The sequence below is a fragment of the Pseudomonas fluorescens genome (genome assembly GCF_902497895.1).
In the GTDB taxonomy this organism is placed as follows: domain Bacteria; phylum Pseudomonadota; class Gammaproteobacteria; order Pseudomonadales; family Pseudomonadaceae; genus Aquipseudomonas; species Aquipseudomonas fluorescens_BP.
In genome coordinates this window covers 1-19,948 of record NZ_CABVHQ010000087.1, presented here as the reverse complement: position 1 = coordinate 19,948, position 19,948 = coordinate 1, and the positions used below count along the sequence as shown (strand labels likewise).

The 19,948-nt window shown below is 59.6% G+C and carries 14 protein-coding genes and 2 pseudogenes; 10 read left to right on the top strand and 6 right to left on the bottom strand.

All coding sequences use genetic code 11. The annotated features are described in order from the left end of the window. The 4 genes from F8N21_RS27445 to F8N21_RS27430 form a co-directional block, all read left to right on the top strand. The coding region (locus tag F8N21_RS27445; protein ID WP_150645115.1) for a DUF2345 domain-containing protein at positions 1–1,341 on the top strand (1,341 nt) is incomplete at its 5' end. Next, positions 1,338–3,149: a phospholipase D-like domain-containing protein gene (locus F8N21_RS27440; protein WP_150645114.1), complete on the top strand. Its 1,812-nt coding sequence runs from the start codon at positions 1,338–1,340 to the stop codon at positions 3,147–3,149. The genes F8N21_RS27445 and F8N21_RS27440, both read left to right, overlap by 4 nt. After that, positions 3,149–4,432 carry a DUF6396 domain-containing protein gene (locus tag F8N21_RS27435; RefSeq protein ID WP_150645113.1) on the top strand — a complete coding sequence of 428 codons (1,284 nt, stop codon included), beginning with the start codon at positions 3,149–3,151 and terminating at the stop codon, positions 4,430–4,432. The genes F8N21_RS27440 and F8N21_RS27435 overlap by 1 nt, the downstream gene beginning before the upstream one ends. Before the next feature lie 62 nt (positions 4,433–4,494). Further along, complete coding sequence (locus F8N21_RS27430; protein ID WP_150645112.1) at positions 4,495–5,688, top strand: DUF6396 domain-containing protein; 1,194 nt, start codon at positions 4,495–4,497, stop codon at positions 5,686–5,688. A gap of 431 nt (positions 5,689–6,119) precedes the next feature. Here the strand turns inward: F8N21_RS27430 and pcsA are convergent, their stop codons facing one another. From pcsA to F8N21_RS27405, 6 genes and pseudogenes are all read right to left on the bottom strand, one after another. After that, positions 6,120–6,842, bottom strand: a complete 723-nt coding sequence (gene pcsA / locus F8N21_RS27425) for a phosphatidylcholine synthase (RefSeq protein WP_150645111.1) — start codon at positions 6,840–6,842, stop codon at positions 6,120–6,122. Positions 6,843–7,172: 330 nt separating this feature from the next. Then, a pseudogene (locus F8N21_RS31555) lies at positions 7,173–7,289 on the bottom strand (spermidine/putrescine ABC transporter substrate-binding protein PotF); the annotation flags it as partial. 4 nt (positions 7,290–7,293) lie between these two features. Continuing rightward, positions 7,294–8,178, bottom strand: a complete 885-nt coding sequence (locus F8N21_RS27420) for an ABC transporter permease subunit (protein WP_150645110.1) — start codon at positions 8,176–8,178, stop codon at positions 7,294–7,296. Then, positions 8,175–9,056: an ABC transporter permease subunit gene (locus F8N21_RS27415; RefSeq protein WP_191624418.1), complete on the bottom strand. Its 882-nt coding sequence runs from the start codon at positions 9,054–9,056 to the stop codon at positions 8,175–8,177. Before F8N21_RS27415 ends, F8N21_RS27420 begins: the two co-directional genes overlap by 4 nt. A gap of 29 nt (positions 9,057–9,085) precedes the next feature. Continuing rightward, the gene (gene potA / locus F8N21_RS27410; protein WP_150645108.1) at positions 9,086–10,228 is read right to left on the bottom strand and encodes a polyamine ABC transporter ATP-binding protein; all 1,143 of its coding nucleotides are present in this window, start codon (positions 10,226–10,228) and stop codon (positions 9,086–9,088) included. A 259-nt stretch (positions 10,229–10,487) separates the two neighbouring features. Continuing rightward, on the bottom strand, positions 10,488–11,249 hold the full coding sequence (locus tag F8N21_RS27405; protein ID WP_150645107.1) for a gamma-glutamyl-gamma-aminobutyrate hydrolase family protein: 762 nt from the start codon (positions 11,247–11,249) through the stop codon (positions 10,488–10,490). 280 nt (positions 11,250–11,529) lie between these two features. Between F8N21_RS27405 and F8N21_RS27400 the strand changes: the two genes are divergently transcribed. From F8N21_RS27400 to F8N21_RS27375, 6 genes and pseudogenes are all read left to right on the top strand, one after another. After that, positions 11,530–12,906, top strand: coding sequence for a glutamine synthetase family protein (locus tag F8N21_RS27400; protein ID WP_150645106.1), 1,377 nt, complete (start codon positions 11,530–11,532; stop codon positions 12,904–12,906). Positions 12,907–13,113: 207 nt separating this feature from the next. Then, positions 13,114–14,604, top strand: coding sequence for an aldehyde dehydrogenase (locus tag F8N21_RS27395; protein ID WP_150645105.1), 1,491 nt, complete (start codon positions 13,114–13,116; stop codon positions 14,602–14,604). Between the two features lie 52 nt (positions 14,605–14,656). Continuing rightward, entirely contained in the window at positions 14,657–15,940 is a 1,284-nt protein-coding gene (locus F8N21_RS27390; protein ID WP_150645104.1) for an NAD(P)/FAD-dependent oxidoreductase, read from the top strand. Positions 15,941–16,137: 197 nt separating this feature from the next. After that, positions 16,138–16,686 (top strand): cupin domain-containing protein, encoded by a 549-nt coding sequence (locus F8N21_RS27385; protein ID WP_150645103.1) that lies wholly within the window; start codon positions 16,138–16,140, stop codon positions 16,684–16,686. A 142-nt stretch (positions 16,687–16,828) separates the two neighbouring features. Beyond that, positions 16,829–16,909 (top strand): annotated as a pseudogene (locus tag F8N21_RS27380) (XRE family transcriptional regulator); the annotation flags it as partial. 367 nt (positions 16,910–17,276) lie between these two features. Further along, entirely contained in the window at positions 17,277–19,661 is a 2,385-nt protein-coding gene (locus tag F8N21_RS27375; protein ID WP_150645102.1) for a DUF3772 domain-containing protein, read from the top strand. The last annotated feature ends 287 nt before the right edge of the window (positions 19,662–19,948 follow it).

Below are 19,948 nucleotides of genomic sequence, written 5' to 3'. Positions count from 1 at the left end.
GCGGTGGCCTTCGAACAAGGCGACCCGGACCGCCCCTACATCGCCCACGCCCTGCACGACAGCCAGCACCCGGATCACGTGACCCTGGGCAAACGTGACTACACCCGCAACGTGCTGCGCACCCCGGCCAACAACAAACTGCGCCTGGAGGACAACCGCGGCCAGGAGCACGTCAAGCTCAGCACCGAGTACGGCGGCAAGAGCCAGTTGAATCTGGGGCATGTGGTGGATGCGAAGAAGCAGAAGCGCGGTGAAGGGTTTGAACTGCGGACTGACGACTGGGGTGCCATAAGGGGCGGAAAGGGCCTGTTCATCAGTGCCGATGAACAGCCCAAAGCGCAGGGTCTGGTGCTCGACATGAGCGCCGCCTTGGGCCGCTTGCAACAGGCCGGCGAACAACTGCAAACACTCTCCGTCGATGCCCAGGCGAGCCAGGCCGATCCGGCGGATGTGCCGGCGCAACTGAACCTGCTCAGGCAAGACCTGGAGCAGCTCAAGTCGTCGGTCCTGCTGCTCAGCGCCCCCCAGGGCATCGCCCTGAGCAGCGGCCAGCACCTGCAACTGGCGGCGCAACACAACCTGATGCTCAACGCCGGCGGCGAGGCCGACCTCAGCGTGGTCAAGCGTCTGTTCATTGGCGTGGGGCAGGGGCTGAGCCTGTTCGTGCGCAAGCTGGGCATCAAGCTGATCGCCAACCAGGGGCCGGTGAGGGTGCAGGCTCAGAACGACCGTCTGGAACTGCTGGCCCGGCATGGGCTGGACATCACCAGCACCGAGGACGAAATCCACATCACCGCCAAGAAGAAAATCACCCTCAACGCCGGCGGCAGTTACATCACCCTCGATCCTTACAGCATCGAATCCGGGACGGCGGGTGACTACACCATCAAGGCCGCACATTTCGAGTACAGCGGCCCAGCCAGCATGACGGCCACGCATCCGGATTACCCGCAGAGCCTGTCCAAACAAAGTCTGCAATTCAATGTGCCGCAAGCCCCCAACGCTCCCGGCAAAGGCTGGGCAGGCATGCCTTACACACTCTATGCCGATGGCGCGCTGCTCAAGCAAGGCGTGCTGGACGACACCGGGCAACTGCTGATTGAGCACCAGGTCGTGACCCGAGGCTACCGGCTGGAGATGGCCAACGGCGTGACCTACCAGATTCCGCTGCCCACCGACTACCGCAATGCCGAGCAGGCGCACCTGGCCAATCGTGGCCTGCACAACCACCCCTCACAAACCAACGCCGAGGTCAGCCAGCCCACGGCGCACACGGATCACCGCGCTTTGTACCAGGCGGTGCTGGAAGGACTCAGCAACAAGGAAGGAAAAACCCAATGACCCAGTGCAACATCGTGGTGCCGGTCGCCCTCCAGCACACCCAGCAGGCAACCTGCACCTCACCCTGGTTCGTCTGCAATACCGAATACCATCCGGTGGCGGCCACCTATCAACCCTTGATCAACGGCGAAGAAACCTTCGAGGCCGTGCACCTGGCCATTGCCGGGGCCACCAAATCCGTCGACATCATCTGCTGGGGCTTCCAGCCGTCGATGCACTTCATCCGCAACGGCAAGGCCCCGAGCATCGGCGAGCTGCTCAAGGCCAAGGCCCGAGAAGGCGTCAAGGTTCGCGTGCTGGGTTGGGAGTATCCGTTAAATGCCGCAGGCGCGGTGGGCGAGGCCAACCTGCCCGGCAAAGGCACGCTGCGCATCAAGGATCGGGCGCTGCAGCGCTCCACCCAGGCGCAATACGCCGAAGACCGCCAGTGGTTTGCCGACTGTGCGGTCGCGGGCGACAAGGCGGCTCAGCGGGGCGTCGATCACTTTCCCCTGTTCGTCAGTCGCGGCTTCAGCAAGGGTGAAAGGGACACCATTGCCGATCAGGTGAAAAACCAAAGTCTCGACCCGGAAATCAGTAGAAGCACGCGTTACGTGCAGTGGTGGTCACCAAGCCACCACCAAAAGAGCGTCCTTGTCGACTATGAACTGCCGGACCGCGCCGTCGGCTTCGTCATGGGCCACAACATGCTCGACGAATACTGGGACACCGACGGCCATTTGGCGCTGAACCGTACTCCGGACACCTTGCCCCAGCCTGATCGCGGCGCGCGTGGCTTTACGCCGCGCCAGGATATTTCCAGCCAGCTCACCGGGCCGATTCTGGAACACCTGCACCACAACTTCGCCACCGCCTGGTACAAGGAAACCGGCGAGGACCTGCTCGCCTCGCGCCAGGCCATGCAAGTGGGGCAGCAGCTTCAATGCACCGGCGGCACCCCGCAGCTGGCCCAGCTGTTGCGCACCCAGCCGCAAGCGGGCAAGCGCGATATCGAGCAGCTCTACCTGAAGGCCGTCAACAACGCGACCCAGTTCATCTACATCGAAAACCAGTACTTCCGCTGGCCACCCCTGGCCGAGGCCATCAAACAGGCGGCGGTCGTTCAGACCCGCAAAGGCCGCGACCCCGGCCTGCATGGCGCCTTGCACCTGTTCGTGATTACCAATGCCACCGACGACGGCATCGGCGCCGGCACCGTCAATACCCAGCGCATGCTCGAAAGCCTCGGGCGCGCCGAGACCATTCCCGAAGTAACGAAATTACGGCGCATCAAACAGGTGAAAGAAGACGCGCCACCTCGGCCCCGCCCCGAGCCCCGCGACCGTCCCGAGCAGAGGGAACTGGCCCAATGGCAGGCCGAGCTCGATCAGCAAATCCAGGAGATCAAGGACAGCACCATTGTCCCGGACAAGGACATTCCCGGCCTGAAAGTCCACGTGTGCTCGCTGGTCGCCCCCGACTCACCGGCGGGTAAGCCATGGATGCCGGTGTACATCCACTCCAAGCTGATGATCGTCAACGACGTCTTCACCACCCTCGGCTCGGCCAACATCAACACCCGCAGCATGCAGGTCGACAGTGAGCTGAATATTGCCCACGAGTGGATGAGTGTGACTCAGGCGCTGCGGCGGCGATTGTGGAATCTGCATACGGCGGGTAAGGGGGCGCAGGATGATCCGGGCGTGGCGTTCAACGCTTGGCAGAAAATCATCGATGAAAACATCAAGCGCCAAGAAGCCAAGCATGTGCCTTGGGCCCCCCTCATCGAATTTTATTACGGCAAAGCGACCCTGAAGGATCTCGACTGATGCGTCGGTTCCTCCTGCTGTCATGCCTACTTCTGGCCGCCTGTGATAGCCGCAGCGCCTTTACCTATACGAAGAAGGACCCCCATGTGAATCCGCTCACCGAGATCAAGGCCAGGCTGGCTTTTACCTGCGCACACGAGAAAATTCCTGCGGCCACCGCCGAAGCCGATGTGCTGTTCCAGTACGCCCGCTGGCTGCAGAAGAACAACCAGCTCAAACAAGACAAAACCGTTGATATCGAGATTGAGCGGCTGTACCGCATCGCCAGCGAGAACGGCCATTACAAGGCCAATATCAATCTGCAGAACGGCGCCATGCGTGGTCATTTCAAGCTCCGTGGCGACGAGCATCTGCGCCTGAGCCAGCAACTGATCGAGGCAGGTGTGGCGACGGGCTATTACTTCGTCGGGATCTTCTTGCAGCAGGGCTCGGCCGGGCTACAGCAGGATCCGGAAATGGCGCTGCGCTATTACCGCAAGGCGGCCGATCAGGGTAATGCCGAAGCCCAGGCCTATGTGGGGGGCAAACTGGCACCGAGCGATATTGCCCCGGGCGTTGCCCGGCAGATGCGCAGTTGCGCCGCTGAGCAAGGGCATGGTAAAGCTGCTGTGATGTTGTCGATCTATCTAAAGGATGAAAAAAAATACAATGAAGCTATCGAAATCCTACAAATGGGCGTGGCCGCAGGCAATGAGAGTGCCGCTTCCCGTTTGTCAGAGGGCTTTCGCGCGCCGCCATCCACTGATGAACTACATTTCCTCGGCCAGCAGGAAGACCTAGAGCGCGCCGAACGTTATGAAAAAATCTGGAGGGTGCTCGCGAATAACTCCTACGCCCAGCCCAAAGTCCCCGAGATCAACGAGATCCTCCCGCTGCCACCCGCCCAACTTCCGCCATGGGACGGCAAGCTGCAATGGCTGGAAGCACGCCTGGCCAATGTCCCGCCGCAGAAACCCAGCGAGGCGCTGATCAGTCAGCTGGCCAAGGCCAAGGTCCTCGACCCGGCCACTGGTCGGGGACTGCCGGGGTCGCCAGCGTTCAGCCAGTCTCATTTATCCGCGCCGTACTGCTACAGCGGTGAAGTCTGCCCGCAGAGTGGCTACTGGCAGATCATCTGGCTCGCCCATCACCATTCGGTGATAGGAAAGAATGTCATCCGCCACTTCGAGCAGGGCGAGATCATGCCGACGCACATAGTCGAGCGCTACCACACGCGCCCCTGGCCGTTCTCCGACAAAATCACGCGGCGCGAGCAAGCAGTCGAATGGGCCCTGCTCAAGTGAAGCATTGGACTTTCATTGTCTGTCTGTCGAGTATTGCGTTGGTTGGCTGTGGCACTGGCAGCATGGATCCGCTCACCGAGATCAACGCCAAGCTGGCTTTCACCTGCGCACACGAGAAAATTCCTGCGGCCACCGCCGAAGCCGACGTGCTGTTCCAATACGCACGTTGGCTGCAGAAGAACAACCAGCTCAAGCAGAACAAAACGGTTGATATCGAGATTGAGCGGCTGTACCGCATCGCCAGCGAGAACGGCCATTACAAGGCCAATATCAATCTGCAGAACGGCGCCATGCGCGGTCATTTCAAGCTGCGTGGCGAGGAGCACTTGCGCCTGAGCCAGCAACTGATCGAGGCAGGTGTGGCGACGGGCTACTACTTCGTCGGGATCTTCCTGCAGCAGGGCTCAGCTGGGTTGCAGCAGGACCCGGAAATGGCGCTGCGCTACTACCGCAAGGCCACCGATCAGGGCAATGCCCAAGCCCAGTACCATGTGGGCGATAAGCTCGAACCGATCGACATTGCCCCGAAAATCGCACTCCAGATGTATCGCTGTGCTGCCGAGCAGGGTCAGGGCGAGGCGGCTCTCGCTCTGGGCGTTTACCTTAAAGATGGGCGATATCAGGAGGCGCTCGAAGCGTTTCAGATGGGAGTTGCTGCTGGTGACGAAACTTCGGCTTCCTTTTTGGAAAAAGGCTTTCGTAACCCGCCACCCTCCAATGAACTGCATTACCTCGGCCAACAGGAGGACCTCGATCGCGCTGAGCGTTACGAGAAAATTGGCACAGTACTGAGTAACTACTCCTACGCCCAGCCCAAAGTCCCCGAGATCAACGAGATCCTCCCGCTGCCACCAGCCCAACTTCCGCCATGGGATGGCAAGCTGCAATGGCTGGAAGCGCGCCTGGCCAATGTCCCGCCGCAGAAACCCAGCGAGGCGCTGATCAGTCATCTAGCCAAGGCCAAAGTCCTCGACCCGGCCACCGGCCGGGCGCTGCCGGGGTCGCCAGCGTTCAGCCAGTCTCATTTATCCGCGCCGTACTGCTACAGCGGTGAAGTCTGCCCGCAGAGTGGTTACTGGCAGATCATCTGGCTCGCCCATCACCATTCGGTGATAGGAAAGAATGTCGTCCGCCACTTCGAGCAGGGCGAGATCATGCCGACGCACATAGTCGAGCGCTACCACACGCGCCCCTGGCCGTTCTCCGACAAAATTACGCGGCGCGAGCAAGCAGTCGAATGGGGCCTGCTCGGATGAAGCGATGGGAGCTTGCCGCGTTGTTGGTGAAAGTTCCGTTAACCGAGGCCAATGCCAATTTTGCCTGCCGAAGGGGCGGGCAGATCAGAAGCAAAGCGAGTCGACCTACCGGCCTGTTTGTATAGGGAACATATTCCCCCCCGTAGGAGCTGCCGAAGGCTGCGATCTTTTGATCTTGATCTTGTTGGTACTGGCTTGCCCCAATGCCAGTTAAGGAAATGAGGTCTCTTGTAGGAGGGAGGCCGCGATGGACCCAAGTGCGGCGCGTTTATTCAGAGAACACGCGTTATCGTTCACGTCCATCGCGAGCAAGCTCGCTCCTACGGGGGCGAAGCCTGCCTGGGAGACTGTCTGCGCTTCATCTGTAGGGCCAGGCGACGACAGCGATGGTCAACCTGGCGAGGCACCCGGTCCTCGCCAACCGCGGCGCTTTATTCTGCGCGTAATCTATCGAACCACTCCAGCGAAGTGCGCCAGATGCAGATGCCGAGGAAATACGCGGACATGGCCAGCCACAGCCCCATTACCATAGGATCTTTGCCTGGATGGTTGAGCACCAGCGACAGGCTGCACAGCAACCAGACGGCGGTCACGGCGATGTTGATCGGCATGAACCGGCGGACGCGGAAGGGGTGGAGGAATTTCATCCGGGTCACGGTCAATAGTGCCAGTCCGATAATGCTCAGCAGAGTGATCCAGGGTGTCGGGGAGATGATGTAGAGGCACAGGGCGACCACATTCCAGGCGGCGGGGAAGCCCTGGAAGTAGTTGTCCTTGCTCTTCATGTTGACGTTGCAGAAGCAGAACAGCGAAGAGACCAGGATCACCGATACCGTCAGCAGCGGCGTGTAGCCCGGCAGTTCGACATACCAATAGATGAACAGGGCAGGGATAAATACATAGGTCAGGTAGTCGATGACCAGATCCAGCACCGATCCATCGAAACCCGGCAGGACCGTCTGGACATTGACCTTGCGCGCCAGCGAGCCGTCGACGCCATCGACAATCAGCGCCACCCCCAGCCACAGCAGGCAGGCCTTGGGCTGGTTTTCGAACAAGGCAATGGTCGCCAGGAAGGCGGTGACCACGCCGGTGGCGGTAAACCCATGGGCGCCCCATGCTTTGAGCCTGGCTATGTGTAGAGTCGATATCATCGGGGCATTCTCCAGAAATTGCAGCAAACCAGTGATCACCGCCGACGCGGGCACCGGCAAACATAGCTTAGGTTGCAAGTATCGACCGGGTATCCGGGGATAAGGTTCACCAGTCAATAATCTTTGCTCAGTCACTCGCTGAGTAGATTAGCTCAGGTCTATCTGACTCACTTTCGCCTTCAACCTTGCGGGCTTAAAGAAAAAAGCGCCCGAAGGCGCCAGGAATCACCTTGACCGAGGGAGGCCAGGTGAAGCCGTTCAGGTTGCTGCCGCGTTGGTAAGTCGCGGCGTGAACGCAAGAGGGTGTCGCGCCGGCAGGGGCGCAGGCGGCTATTTACCGAGTTTTACCCGGGTCCAGCCGCGGGTCATCAAGCGCTGGGTACCGATGGGCAGGTCGGGGACGGCATAGAGGGTGGCCATCACCTCTTGCGGCGGATTGAAGTGAGGCCGCCTAGGCAGCCGCACCTGCCAACTGTCGCTCAGGTTGCTTCCAGGATTCGCTCGCGGTCTGGTCCATGGCTTCCTGGATCGCGCGTTTGCGGTTGGCTTCGGCCTTGCGGCTGAAATACCAGACCAGGAAGGTGACAAACGAGACCACCAGCAGTATCAGGCTGGCCACCGCGTTGATCTCCGGTTTCACCCCCAGGCGCACGGCGGAGAACACCTCCATTGGCAGGGTGGTCGAACCCGGCCCGGAGACGAAACTGGCCAGCACCAGGTCATCCAGCGAAAGGGCGAAGGACATCATGCCGCCCGCGCCCAGCGAGGGTGCGATCATCGGGATGGTGATCAGGAAGAACACCTTCAGCGGCCGCGCCCCCAGATCCATGGCCGCTTCTTCGATGGACAGGTCCAGTTCACGCAAGCGTGCCGAGACCACCACCGCCACATAAGCCGCACAGAAGGTGGTGTGGGCGATCCAGATGGTGATGATGCCGCGCTCCTGGGGCCAGCCGATCATTTGCGCCATGGCCACGAACAGCAGCAACAGCGACAGACCGGTAATCACTTCGGGCATCACCAGTGGCGCGGTGACCAGACCGCCGAACAGCGTGCGACCCTTGAAGCGGGTCACCCGGGTCAGCACGAAGGCCGCCAGGGTGCCCAGGGCCACAGCGGCTATCGCGGTGTAGCAGGCGATTTCCAGGGAACGCACCACCGAGCCCATCAGTTGCGAGTTGTCCAGCAGGCCGACATACCACTTCACCGACCAGCCGCCCCACACCGTCACCAGTTTCGAGGCGTTGAACGAGTAGATCACCAGGATCAGCATCGGCAGGTAGATGAACAACAGACCCAGTACCAACATCAATTTTGCAAAACCGAAACGTTTCATGCCCGTCCCTCCATCTCTTTGGCCTGGCTGCGGTTGAACAGGATGATCGGCACAATCAGGATCGCCAGCATCACCACCGCCAGGGCGGACGCCACCGGCCAGTCACGGTTGTTGAAGAACTCCTGCCAGAGCACGCGGCCGATCATCAGGGTTTCCGGACCGCCGAGCAGTTCCGGAATGACGAACTCACCGACCACTGGAATGAACACCAGCATGCAGCCTGCGACGATGCCGTTTTTTGCCAGCGGCACAGTGATTTTCCAGAAGTTGTTGAAGGTGCTGGAGCCCAGGTCCGAGGCGGCTTCCAGCAGGCTTTGGTCATGCTTGACCAGGTTGGCGTAGAGCGGCAGGACCATGAACGGCAGGTAGGCATATACGACGCCGATATACACCGCGATATTGGTGTTCAATATTTCTATCGGGTGCTGGATAAGGCCGGTCCAGAGCAGGAATGCATTGAGCAGGCCGTTATTGCTGAGAATCCCCATCCAGGCATAAACCCTGATCAGAATCGCGGTCCAGGTCGGCATCATGATCAACAGCAGTAATACCGTTTGCGCGTCCTGGCGGGCCTTGGAGATGGCATAGGCCATCGGGAAGCCGATCAGCAGGCAGATCAGGGTGCTGAAAAAAGCCACTTTCAGCGAGCCGAGGTAGGCCGAGATATAAAGCTCATCAGCGGCCAGCAGCGCATAGTTGCCGACGTTGAGGAACAGCTGGAACTTCTGCTCGGCGAAGCTGTAGATCTGCGAGTAGGGAGGAATGGCCAGGGCCGCTTCCGAGAAGCTGATCTTCATCACCAGGAAAAACGGCAGCATGAAGAACAGGCACAGCCAGAGGAATGGAATCCCGATGACCACTTTGCGGCCACTGGGGATCAGTCGTTGAATCCGCTTATTAATAGTGATCATGCACGCAGTACCACGCCGCTGTCGTCTTCCCACCACACGTACACCTGGTCATCCCAGGTCGGGCGTGCGCCGCGGCGTTCGGCGTTGGCCATGAACGACTGAACGATCTTGCCGCCCGGCAGCTCCACGTAAAACACCGAGTGCCCACCCAGGTAGGCGATGTCATGCACCTTGCCCTGGGACCAGTTGTAGCGCGAGTCGGGCTTGAGGGTGGTGACCAGCAATTTCTCCGGGCGAATGGCGTAGGTGACGGACTTGTCTTCGACCGAAGTACTGACGCCATGACCGACATAAATCTTCTGCTCAAGGTCCGGGCTATGAATGACCGCATGGCCTTCCTGGTCTTCGGTCACGGTGCCGTCGAAGGCATTCACGTTGCCGATGAACTCGCAGACCATGCGGCTGACCGGTGCTTCATAGATATCGACCGGGCTGCCGATCTGGGCAATCCAGCCCAGGTGCATGATGGCGATGCGCTGGGCCATGGTCATGGCCTCTTCCTGGTCGTGGGTCACCATCACGCAGGTCACGCCGACCCGTTCGATGATCTCCACCAGTTCAAGCTGCATCTGCGAGCGCAGCTTTTTGTCCAGCGCGCCCATGGGCTCGTCGAGCAGAAGCAGCTTCGGCCGCTTGGCCAGGGAACGCGCCAGCGCCACCCGTTGCCGCTGACCACCCGACAGTTGATGGGGCTTGCGTTTGGCGTACTGGGTCATATGCACCAGCCTGAGCATTTCTTCGACCCGGGCTTCAATCTCGCTGGCCGGCAACCGGTCCTGCTTGAGACCAAAGGCAATGTTCTGCGCCACGGTCATGTGCGGGAACAGCGCGTAGGACTGGAACATCATGTTGATCGGCCGCTCGTAGGGCGGCATGTCGGTGATGTCGACGCCATCGAGGTAGATTCGTCCTTCGGTCGGACGCTCGAAGCCTGCCAGCATGCGCAGCAGTGTCGACTTGCCTGAGCCGGAGCCACCGAGCATGGCGAAAATTTCACCCTGATGGATTTCCAGGGACACATCGTCCACGGCGATGGTCTCGTCGAATTTCTTGGTGACCCGGTCGACTTTAACCAACACCTTCTTCGGGTGCGGGTTGCCTTCAAGAGCCTTCCGGTAAGTGCTGGAGGCGTTTGCCATGTGAAACTCCCAACAGGTGTGAGGAGTCGGGCCAATACGGCCTGACTTAATAGAGTGATTCCAGCCCGCACCGTGCGGGCTTGTTCGGCGCCGCCGTCCTGGCTGCCTGGTGCTGCTTGTTGTTATCGAAACTGCTATCGAAAGTGCTGTCGAAAAACTGCTATCGCGTTTGTTGTCATCGTGAGAGACCGGCGCGCAAAGGCGCACCCGCCTGGCTCACGGGGGGAGTAAATCGTTGAGTGGTGTTTGAGGTCGTCAGTCAGCGCGCATAACGAAGCGCCGCCCGTTGCCGGCACGCGTCGCCAAACGCCTGGAAAATACTCAAGTAAGGAGGGTTCGACAGGACCTGCCATTCCGGGTGCCATTGCACGCCGACGGCGAAAGCCTTGCTGTGCTCGACGGAGATCGCCTCGATCAGGCCATCCGGTGCGATGGCTTCGGCGCGCAGGCCGGGAGCGAGTCTGTCGATGCCTTGGCTGTGAATCGAGTTGACCTGGAACACCCGAGGCAGATCCAGCCCTTGGAACATGCCACCCGGTTGCACGCTGACCGCATGGGCCGGGGCGTATTGCACGGCCAGCTGCGGATGATCCGCTTCGCGATGATCGAGGAATCCGGGGAGTTCGTGGACCTTTTGATGCAGGCTGCCACCGAACGCCACGTTCATTTCCTGAAAGCCCCGGCAGATGCCGAGCACCGGAACGCCAGCGGCGATCGCTGCACGTAACAGGGGAAGGGTGGTGCCGTCCCGTTGCGGATCGTGTTCCGTGCCTGGGGCGCTGTCGGGCCCTTGATAGTGGAACGGTTCCACATTGGACGGTGAGCCGGTCAGCAGCAGGCCGTCAAGATGCTCAAGCAGCTCATCTATTTCGGTCAGTTCCGCCAGGGAAGGAATGACTACCGGCAGCCCCAAAGCCGCGACGCTGACAGCACGCAAGTACTTGTCGCCGCTGACGTGGTAGGGGTGCAGGCCAATCTGTTTGACGCACGCAGTAACGCCGATCAATGGCTTGAATGCCATTTTTATCACCTCGAAGTTTCACACTTGAACGAGCTTTTCCGGAGCTTAGCCTTGTTGATTTTAATTAACAACTCTCATGTAAAAAATTCTAAACGCCGCGCGTCTGATCTTCAGGATTTACGCAGTGGGCAAGGCTAATTTGGCACTCTCGTGCCCAAAAAAGGCCAGAAAATAAAGGTTTAAAGGTCAAGTGTTCGCTATTGACTTCACTTTGCCTTTCGGATTGACTGAGCTCGTGAAAGGGTAGTGAACATAATAATTAACAGCTAATAGGTGCATCATGTCGGTCCCTCTGCGTACCGTTCAACTCAACGAAGCAAACGCATTCCTTAAGAAATATCCTGAGGTTTTGTACGTCGACCTTCTGATTGCGGATATGAACGGTGTGGTGCGCGGCAAGCGCATCGAGCGCACCAGTCTTCATAAGGTCTACGAAAAAGGCATAAACCTTCCGGCGTCACTGTTTGCTCTGGACATCAACGGCTCCACGGTGGAAAGCACCGGCCTGGGTCTGGACATCGGCGACTCGGATCGAATCTGCTATCCGATCCCCAATACCCTGTGCATCGAACCCTGGCAGAAGCGCCCGACCGCGCAACTGTTAATGACCATGCACGAACTCGAAGGCCAGCCGTTCTTCGCTGACCCTCGCGAAGTGCTGCGTCAGGTGGTGAGCAAGTTCGATGACATGGGCCTGACCATTTGCGCCGCGTTCGAGCTGGAGTTCTATCTGATCGACCAGGACAACGTGAACGGTCGTCCGCAATCGCCACGCTCGCCGGTGTCCGGCAAACGTCCGATGTCGACCCAGGTGTACCTGATCGACGACCTGGACGAATACATCGATTGCCTGCAAGACATCCTTGAAGGCGCGAAAGAGCAGGGCATTCCGGCCGATGCGATTGTCAAGGAAAGCGCCCCGGCGCAGTTCGAAGTCAACCTGCATCACGTCTCGGACCCGATCAAGGCCTGCGACTACGCGGTGTTGCTCAAGCGCCTGGTCAAAAACATTGCCTATGATCATGAGATGGACACCACCTTCATGGCCAAGCCTTATCCAGGCCAGGCCGGCAATGGTCTGCACGTGCACATCTCGATCCTTGATAAAGAAGGCAACAACATCTTTGCCAGTGAGGATCCCGAGCAGAACGCCGCACTGCGTCATGCAATCGGCGGTGTGCTCGAGACCCTGCCGGCGCAAATGGCCTTCCTCTGCCCGAACGTCAACTCCTACCGGCGTTTCGGCGCACAATTCTACGTGCCGAACTCGCCGAGCTGGGGCATCGACAACCGTACCGTCGCGGTCCGCGTGCCAACCGGTTCGTCGGACTCCGTGCGCATCGAACACCGGGTTGCCGGCGCCGATGCCAACCCGTACCTGCTGATGGCGTCGGTACTGGCTGGTATTCACCACGGTCTGATTAACGAAATCGAGCCCGGCGCGCCGGTGGAAGGCAACAGCTACGAACAGAACGAGCAGAGCCTGCCGAACAACTTGCGCGATGCATTGCGTGAGCTGGACGACAGCGAAGTCATGGCGCGTTACATCGACCCGATGTACATCGACGTGTTCGTGGCGTGCAAGGAAAGCGAGCTGGCCGAGTTCGAGAACTCCATCTCGGACCTTGAGTACAACTGGTACCTGCACACGGTCTGATTGGCTAATACCAGTCAATTGGGGCGACATATCTTTGATGGCGGGTGAATAACCCTGTAGGAGCTGCCGAAGGCTGCGATCTTTTGATCTTGATCTTCGGTGGCTTCATGGACGTCAAAAACCAAGGTCAAAAGATCGCAACCTCCGGCAGCTCCTACACGGGCATCAGCCTGACGATCACTTATTCCTCTGCGTTGAGTCACAACCATGGCAAACACTCGCAGCGACTGGGAGCAACGCTTTCAGTCCTTATCAATAGAAGGCCGGGCATTCATTGACGGCCAATACTGCTCGGCACTCAGCGGCGACACCTTTGAATGCATGAGCCCGGTGGACGGTCGTTTTCTGGCGAACGTCGCCAGCACCGATGAAGCCGACGCGAATGCGGCGGTGGTCGTCGCGCGCCGGGCATTCGAATCCGGCGTCTGGGCCAGACTGGCTCCGGCTGCGCGCAAGCGCATCCTGATTCGCTTCGCTGACCTGATTCTGGCGAACCAGGAAGAACTGGCGCTGCTGGAAACCCTCGACATGGGCAAGCCCATCAGCGACTCCATGGGCATCGACATCCCGGCGACCGCCAACGCGATCCGCTGGAGCGCCGAGGCGATCGACAAGATTTACGACGAGGTCGCGGCGACGCCCCACGATCAGTTGGGGCTCATTACTCGCGAACCTTCGGGCGTGGTGGCGGCCATTGTGCCGTGGAATTTCCCGCTGATCATGGCCAGCTGGAAGTTCGCACCGGCCTTGGCGGCGGGTAACTCGTTTATCCTCAAGCCTTCGGAAAAATCGCCGCTGACGGCGATCCGCATCGCTCAGCTGGCGCTGGACGCGGGGATCCCGAAAGGGGTGTTCAACGTTCTGCCGGGATTCGGTCACACCGTCGGCAAGGCCCTGGCGTTGCATATGGATGTCGACGTCCTGGCCTTCACCGGCTCGACGGCGATTGCCAAGCAACTACTGATCTACGCCGGGCAAAGCAACATGAAACGCGTTTGGCTTGAAGCGGGGGGAAAGAGCCCGAACGTGGTGTTTGCCGACGCGCCGGATTTGCGCGCGGCAGCACAGGCAGCGGCCAGTGCCATCGCCTTCAACCAGGGCGAAGTCTGCACCGCCGGTTCGCGTTTGCTGGTGGAACGGTCGATTCGCGAGCAGTTCATTCCGTTGTTGGTGGAAGCGCTGCAAGCCTGGAAACCGGGGCACGCCCTCGATCCGGCCACCACCGTCGGCGCAGTCGTCGATCAGCGGCAACTGGAATCGGTTCTGCGCTACATCCAAGTCGGTAAAGACCAGGGTGCGCAACTGATCGCTGGCGGCAGTCGCACCCTCGAAGACACCGGTGGCCTGTACGTGGAACCGGCGATTTTCGACGGCGTGACCAATGCCATGACCATTGCCCGGGAAGAGATCTTCGGTCCGGTGTTGTCCCTCATCACCTTCGATACCGTCGAAGAAGCGTTGCAGATCGCTAACGACAGCATCTTCGGCCTGGCGGCCGGGGTCTGGACCAGCAACCTGAGCAAGGCCCACAGCTTTGCCCGTGGTTTGCGCGCCGGCAGCGTCTGGGTCAATCAGTACGACGGTGGCGACATGACTGCGCCGTTCGGCGGGTTCAAGCAGTCGGGTAACGGCCGGGACAAGTCGCTGCATGCGTTCGACAAATACACCGAACTCAAAGCGACCTGGATCAAGCTCTAATACTTTTACAACGGTGGTCGCAGGCGTCTGCCTGCGGTCACCGGGGAATTTTATGATGCAAACTCATGTAAACAGCTACTACGCGGCGACCCGCAACCCGACAAGCGACTTGCCGATTCTTGAAGAACTGGTGGAATGCGATGTCTGCGTGATCGGTGCGGGCTACACCGGCTTGTCATCGGCGCTGTTCCTCGCAGAAGCGGGCTACAGCGTGACGGTACTGGAAGCCGCCAAAGTCGGCTTCGGCGCCAGCGGGCGCAATGGCGGGCAACTGGTCAATTCCTATAGCCGCGACGTCGATGTCATCGAACAGCGCTATGGCGACAAGACTGCGCAAATACTCGGGAGCATGATTTTCGAGGGCGCGGATATCATTCGCCAGCGCATCAAGCACTACGATATCAAGTGCGACTACCGTCCCGGGGGGATTTTCGCGGCCCTCAACAAGAAGCAACTCAAGGGTCTTGAAGAGCAGAAAAGCGCCTGGGAGCGTTACGGCAATCAGCAACTGCGAATGCTCGATAGCGCGGACATTGCCCGGGAAGTCGGTTCGGACAACTACATCGGCGGTCTGCTGGACATGCAGGGCGGGCACGTGCATCCGTTGAACCTGGCACTGGGCGAGGCGGCCGCGATCATTGCCCTGGGCGGGAAAATCTTCGAGCAGTCGGCCGCGGTCAATATCAGCTACGGTGAGCCGATTGTCGTCAGGACCGCCAAAGGCGTGGTAAAGGCCAAGTACCTGCTGATTGCCGGCAATGCCTATCTGAACCAGGATCTGGACCCCAGGGTGACCCGCAAGAGCATGCCCTGCGGCTCGCAAATCGCCGTGACCGAGCCGTTGTCAGCGAAAGTGGCCAAGAGCCTGATCGCCAACAACTACTGCGTCGAAGACTGTAACTACCTGCTCGATTACTTCCGCCTCACCGCCGATAATCGCCTGCTGTATGGCGGCGGTGTGGTCTACGGTGCCCGCGAGCCGGATGACATCGAGCAACTGATCCTGCCGAAAATTCTCAAGACGTTCCCGCAACTCAAAGGTGTGAAGGTCGATTACCGCTGGACCGGCAACTTCCTGCTGACCATGTCGCGCATGCCGCAATTCGGCCGCATTGAAAAGAACGCCTACTATATGCAGGGCTACAGCGGACATGGCGTGACCTGTTCGCACCTGGCGGGCAAGCTGATCTCGGAAATGATCCGTGGGGACGCCGAGCGCTTCGACGCGTTTGCCTCGCTACCGCACATGCCGATGCTCGGCGGCCGGACCTTCCAGGCGCCATTGACTGCCATGGGGGCCGCTTACTACTCGCTGCGTGACCGGTTCGGCATCTAGCCGCAACTACTGGCGGCGGCCAGCCGGACACTGGCCGCCGGCCTTTTTGTCGGCGATTTATCTAACCTGCTGAGCTGTGCGATCAAACGTGATTTAATACTTGGCTTCCACGTATCCGGGGCAGGGCAGCGGCGATCGTTCCAAAAAAGTCGTCCACTCTCCCCAATACCCTTGAGTATTTTTCCCATAAGGCTGTCATGGACACGGGCACACGACTCAAATTAGTGCGCGAAAGCTATAAGCTTTCTCAGCGCGAGCTGGCCAGGCGTAGCGGCGTCACCAATGCCACGATCTCGCTGATCGAGCAGAATCGCGTCAGCCCTTCAGTCAGTTCGCTGAAAAAACTCCTCGAAAGCATTCCCATGTCGTTGGCGGATTTCTTCACCTTCGACCAGCCGCCTCAAGAAGGCCGTTACGTATTCCGCGCCAATGAACAGCCCGATCTGGGCCGTCATGGGGTGCGCCTGCTGCTCGTCGGCGCGGTCGTGCCGAGCCGGCAGATGCGCTTTCTGCGTGAGCAGTACGCACCCGGAGCGAGTTCCGGCGAGGACCCGATTGTCCATGCCGAAGGCGAGGAGTGCGGCCTGGTGACCCGGGGTACGGTCGAACTGACGATCGACGGACAAGTCAGCATCCTCAATGCCGGCGACGGCTACTACTTCCCCACCACCTTGGCGCACCGCTTTCGCAATATCGGCCAGGATGAGGCCGAGATCATCAGCGCGAACACCCCGGCGAACTTCTGATAGTGAGCGATTGCAGACACCCACGACGCTGTGGGTGTACCCGGTCGGCGTAGGAGCTGGCGAAGCCTGCGATCTTTTGGCGGTTCTGGAGATAGCCCAGGAGCAAGATCAAAAGATCGCAGCCTGCGGCAGCTCCTACACCACCACCTTGGCGCACCGCTTTCGCAATATCGGCCAGGATGAGGCCGAGATCATCAGCGCGAACACCCCGGCGAACTTCTGATAGTGAACGATTGCAGACACCCACGACGCTGTGGGTGTACCCGGTCGGCGTAGGAGCTGGCGAAGCCTGCGATCTTTTGGCGGTTCTGGAGATTGCCCAAGGGCAAGATCAAAAGATCGCAGCCTGCGGCAGCTCCTACAAGGGCATCGCGCGTGCCAGAAAACAGGCCGGCTGTCAGGCTGCGCCCGGATCGCCGCACCGCTCCTCGCACATTTTTCGCGATCGTCGCCTAAACTCATGCCATCGCGTTCAACAAGGTGACCCCCTGGTTCGCCTCGCCACCACTCGAGGCGTTTTGTCTGCTCGTTGCACCGATTCGTCAAGTGGCCCAGGGACAAGGCGAGTAAAACCAAGGGCTGGCCCTCCTATGTGCAATGCATCGAAGCCAATAGTTCGCGCCATCTTCATCCTGCTGCTGGGCATGGCACCTGCGTCGCTTCCAGCGGCCGATAGTGCCCCGGTACCCGTACCCTCCGAGCAAACCGCCATAACAGTCGTCCCCCAAAGCGAGCTGCAAAAACTCCAGGTGCGACTGGACACACTCAAACAGCAAGTCGCGCTCACCACCAATTACAATCAGTTGGTCGGGCTTCAGGACCTGGTGCAGCAACTGATCAACGATGCCAACGAGCTGACAGTCTTGCTGCTTCCCGAACAGGCACAGCTACAAGCCCAACTGGGGGTATTGGGACCGCCACCCAGCGACAGCACGACTATAGAAAAGCCTGATATCGTGCAACAGCGGGCCTACCTCGGCAGTCAAAAATCCCGGTTGGACGACGAGTTGAAGTTGCTGGAAGGCATCAAGCAGAACGCGGTCAATCTCACCATGCAGATCGCCGGCATCCGCCGAAGCCAGATGGAAATCGAACTGGCGATGCGCACCGGCAGTATCCTGGGCCCCCGGTTCTGGTCGCCTTTGGTTTATCCGCTTGACGAGGATAAACAGCGGCTCAAGGTTTTCGTCGAACAGGCAACCGCCGCAGTACAAGCGATGTGGCTACCGGGACAACGAACTGTGTCCGCCACGCTGCTGTTGCTGGCCCTGGGGGTATGGAGCCTGGGGCGCAGGTTGGCCCAGCGGGGACTGACGTGGTTCTGCATCCACCGCTTGCCTGAAGGACGATTACGGCGCAGCTCACTGGCAATTGCCACGACCCTGGCCACCGTATTGACCACCGGCTGTGCGTTTCAACTGCTCTACTTTGCGCTTACCCGCCAGTATCAATTGACGCCGTTATTGCAGAACTACACTGACGAACTGGAAAAGCTGGTCTACACCTGCGCCCTGATTACGGGTCTGGGTCGTGCCTTGTTATCCACTCGACATCCGTCCTGGCGCCTGCCAGACATTCCCGATCCAGTCGCCCTGGCCGTGAAGCCGTTCCCTCGGATATTGGCCAGTCTGCTGCTGGTGCTTGTTGCCCTGACGCAGATGAGCAACGTGGCCGGCATGAGCACACAGCTCATCACTTCCGCGCGTGGCGTGGCAGCACTAGGCACCGCGCTGATAATCGGCGCTTTGCTGCTGCGGACCAATCACGTCCGCAAAGCGCTGGCCGCAGCAGGCGAATTGCCTGAACCCCGTACCACCTTTGCCGGCCTGCTCTATGCCAGTACCTATCTGGTCGTGGTGCTGTCACTGTTCTCCTTGTTGCTTGGCTATACCTCTCTGGCAAGATTCCTGACCTATGAACTGGTATGGATTTATATCGTTGTCGCCAGTTTCTATCTGCTGACCCAATTGCACAAAGATGCCTGCGAAAACGTTTTTTCTCCGCGAAACCCGAGTGGCAAAGCACTCAAGCAGCTATTGGGCATTGGCGACGTGCGCCTGGAGCAGGCAGCGATCGTGTTGTCGGGCGCGGGCAGGGCACTGCTGCTGTTGCTCGCAATCATTACATTGTTGGTCGGTGGAGTCGGCAGCACCCTTGGACAACTGGCTAACAGTACCGTCGCGGTGCTCGGTGGCGAAGGCTTGCGCAAACTGAATATCATTCCGGCGCAGCTGTTAAGCGCGGTCCTGGCCCTGGCAATCGGGGTTTACCTGATCCGCACCTTGAGCCGGTGGCTGGACCGAGAGTTCTTGCCTAAAACCGATATGGACCCAGGCATGCGCGCCTCGCTGAGCACCTTGTTCAGCAACGTGGGTTACGTGGTGGTGGTTCTGCTGAGCCTGTCTACCCTTGGCGTCAAGTGGAACAGTCTCGCCTGGATCGTCAGCGCCTTGTCGGTGGGCATCGGTTTTGGCCTGCAGGAGATCGTCAAGAATTTCGTCTCCGGGATCATCCTGCTCACCGAGCGGCCGGTCAAAGTCGGCGACCTGGTGAGTATCAGCGGGGTCGAAGGCGATATCCGGCGGATCAACGTCAGGGCCACGGAAATCCAACTCAGCGATCGTTCGATCGTGATCGTCCCCAACTCCCAACTGATTTCCCAGAACCTGCGCAACGTGACCATGGGCGGCAGTGCGCAAGGGGTAGTCACACTCGAACTGACCTTTCCCTTCGATATCGATCCGGAACAGGTCAGGAACCTGCTGCAGGAGGTCTACACCGCACACGAAAGCATTCTGGAAAAACCCGCACCTGCCGTCAGATTCAGCCAACTGACACCAGCGGGCATCATCTTGAGCATCACCGGTTATGTCAGCAGCCCCAGAATCGTCAGCAATACCAAGAGCGAGTTGCTGTTCGAGATTCTCAAGCGCTTGAGTGCCGCCGGGATTCCATTGGCCAGTCCCAAGCCCTGATGTCGTAGGAGCTGCCGAAGGCTGCGATCTTTTCTGGCAACGAGTCGCCTGTTGGGAAGATCAAAAGATCGCAGCCTGCGGCAGCTCCTACAGGATTGTGTGCATCCGCGATATCGCGGGTGTATGCGGCCGGCGGGATTTGTGTGCATCCGCGATATCGCGGGTGTATGCGGCCGGCGGGATTTGTGTGCATCCGCGATATCGCGGGTGTATGCGGCCGGCGGGATTTGTGTGCATCCGCGATATCGCGGGTGTATGCGGCCGGCGGGATTTGTGTGCATCCGCGA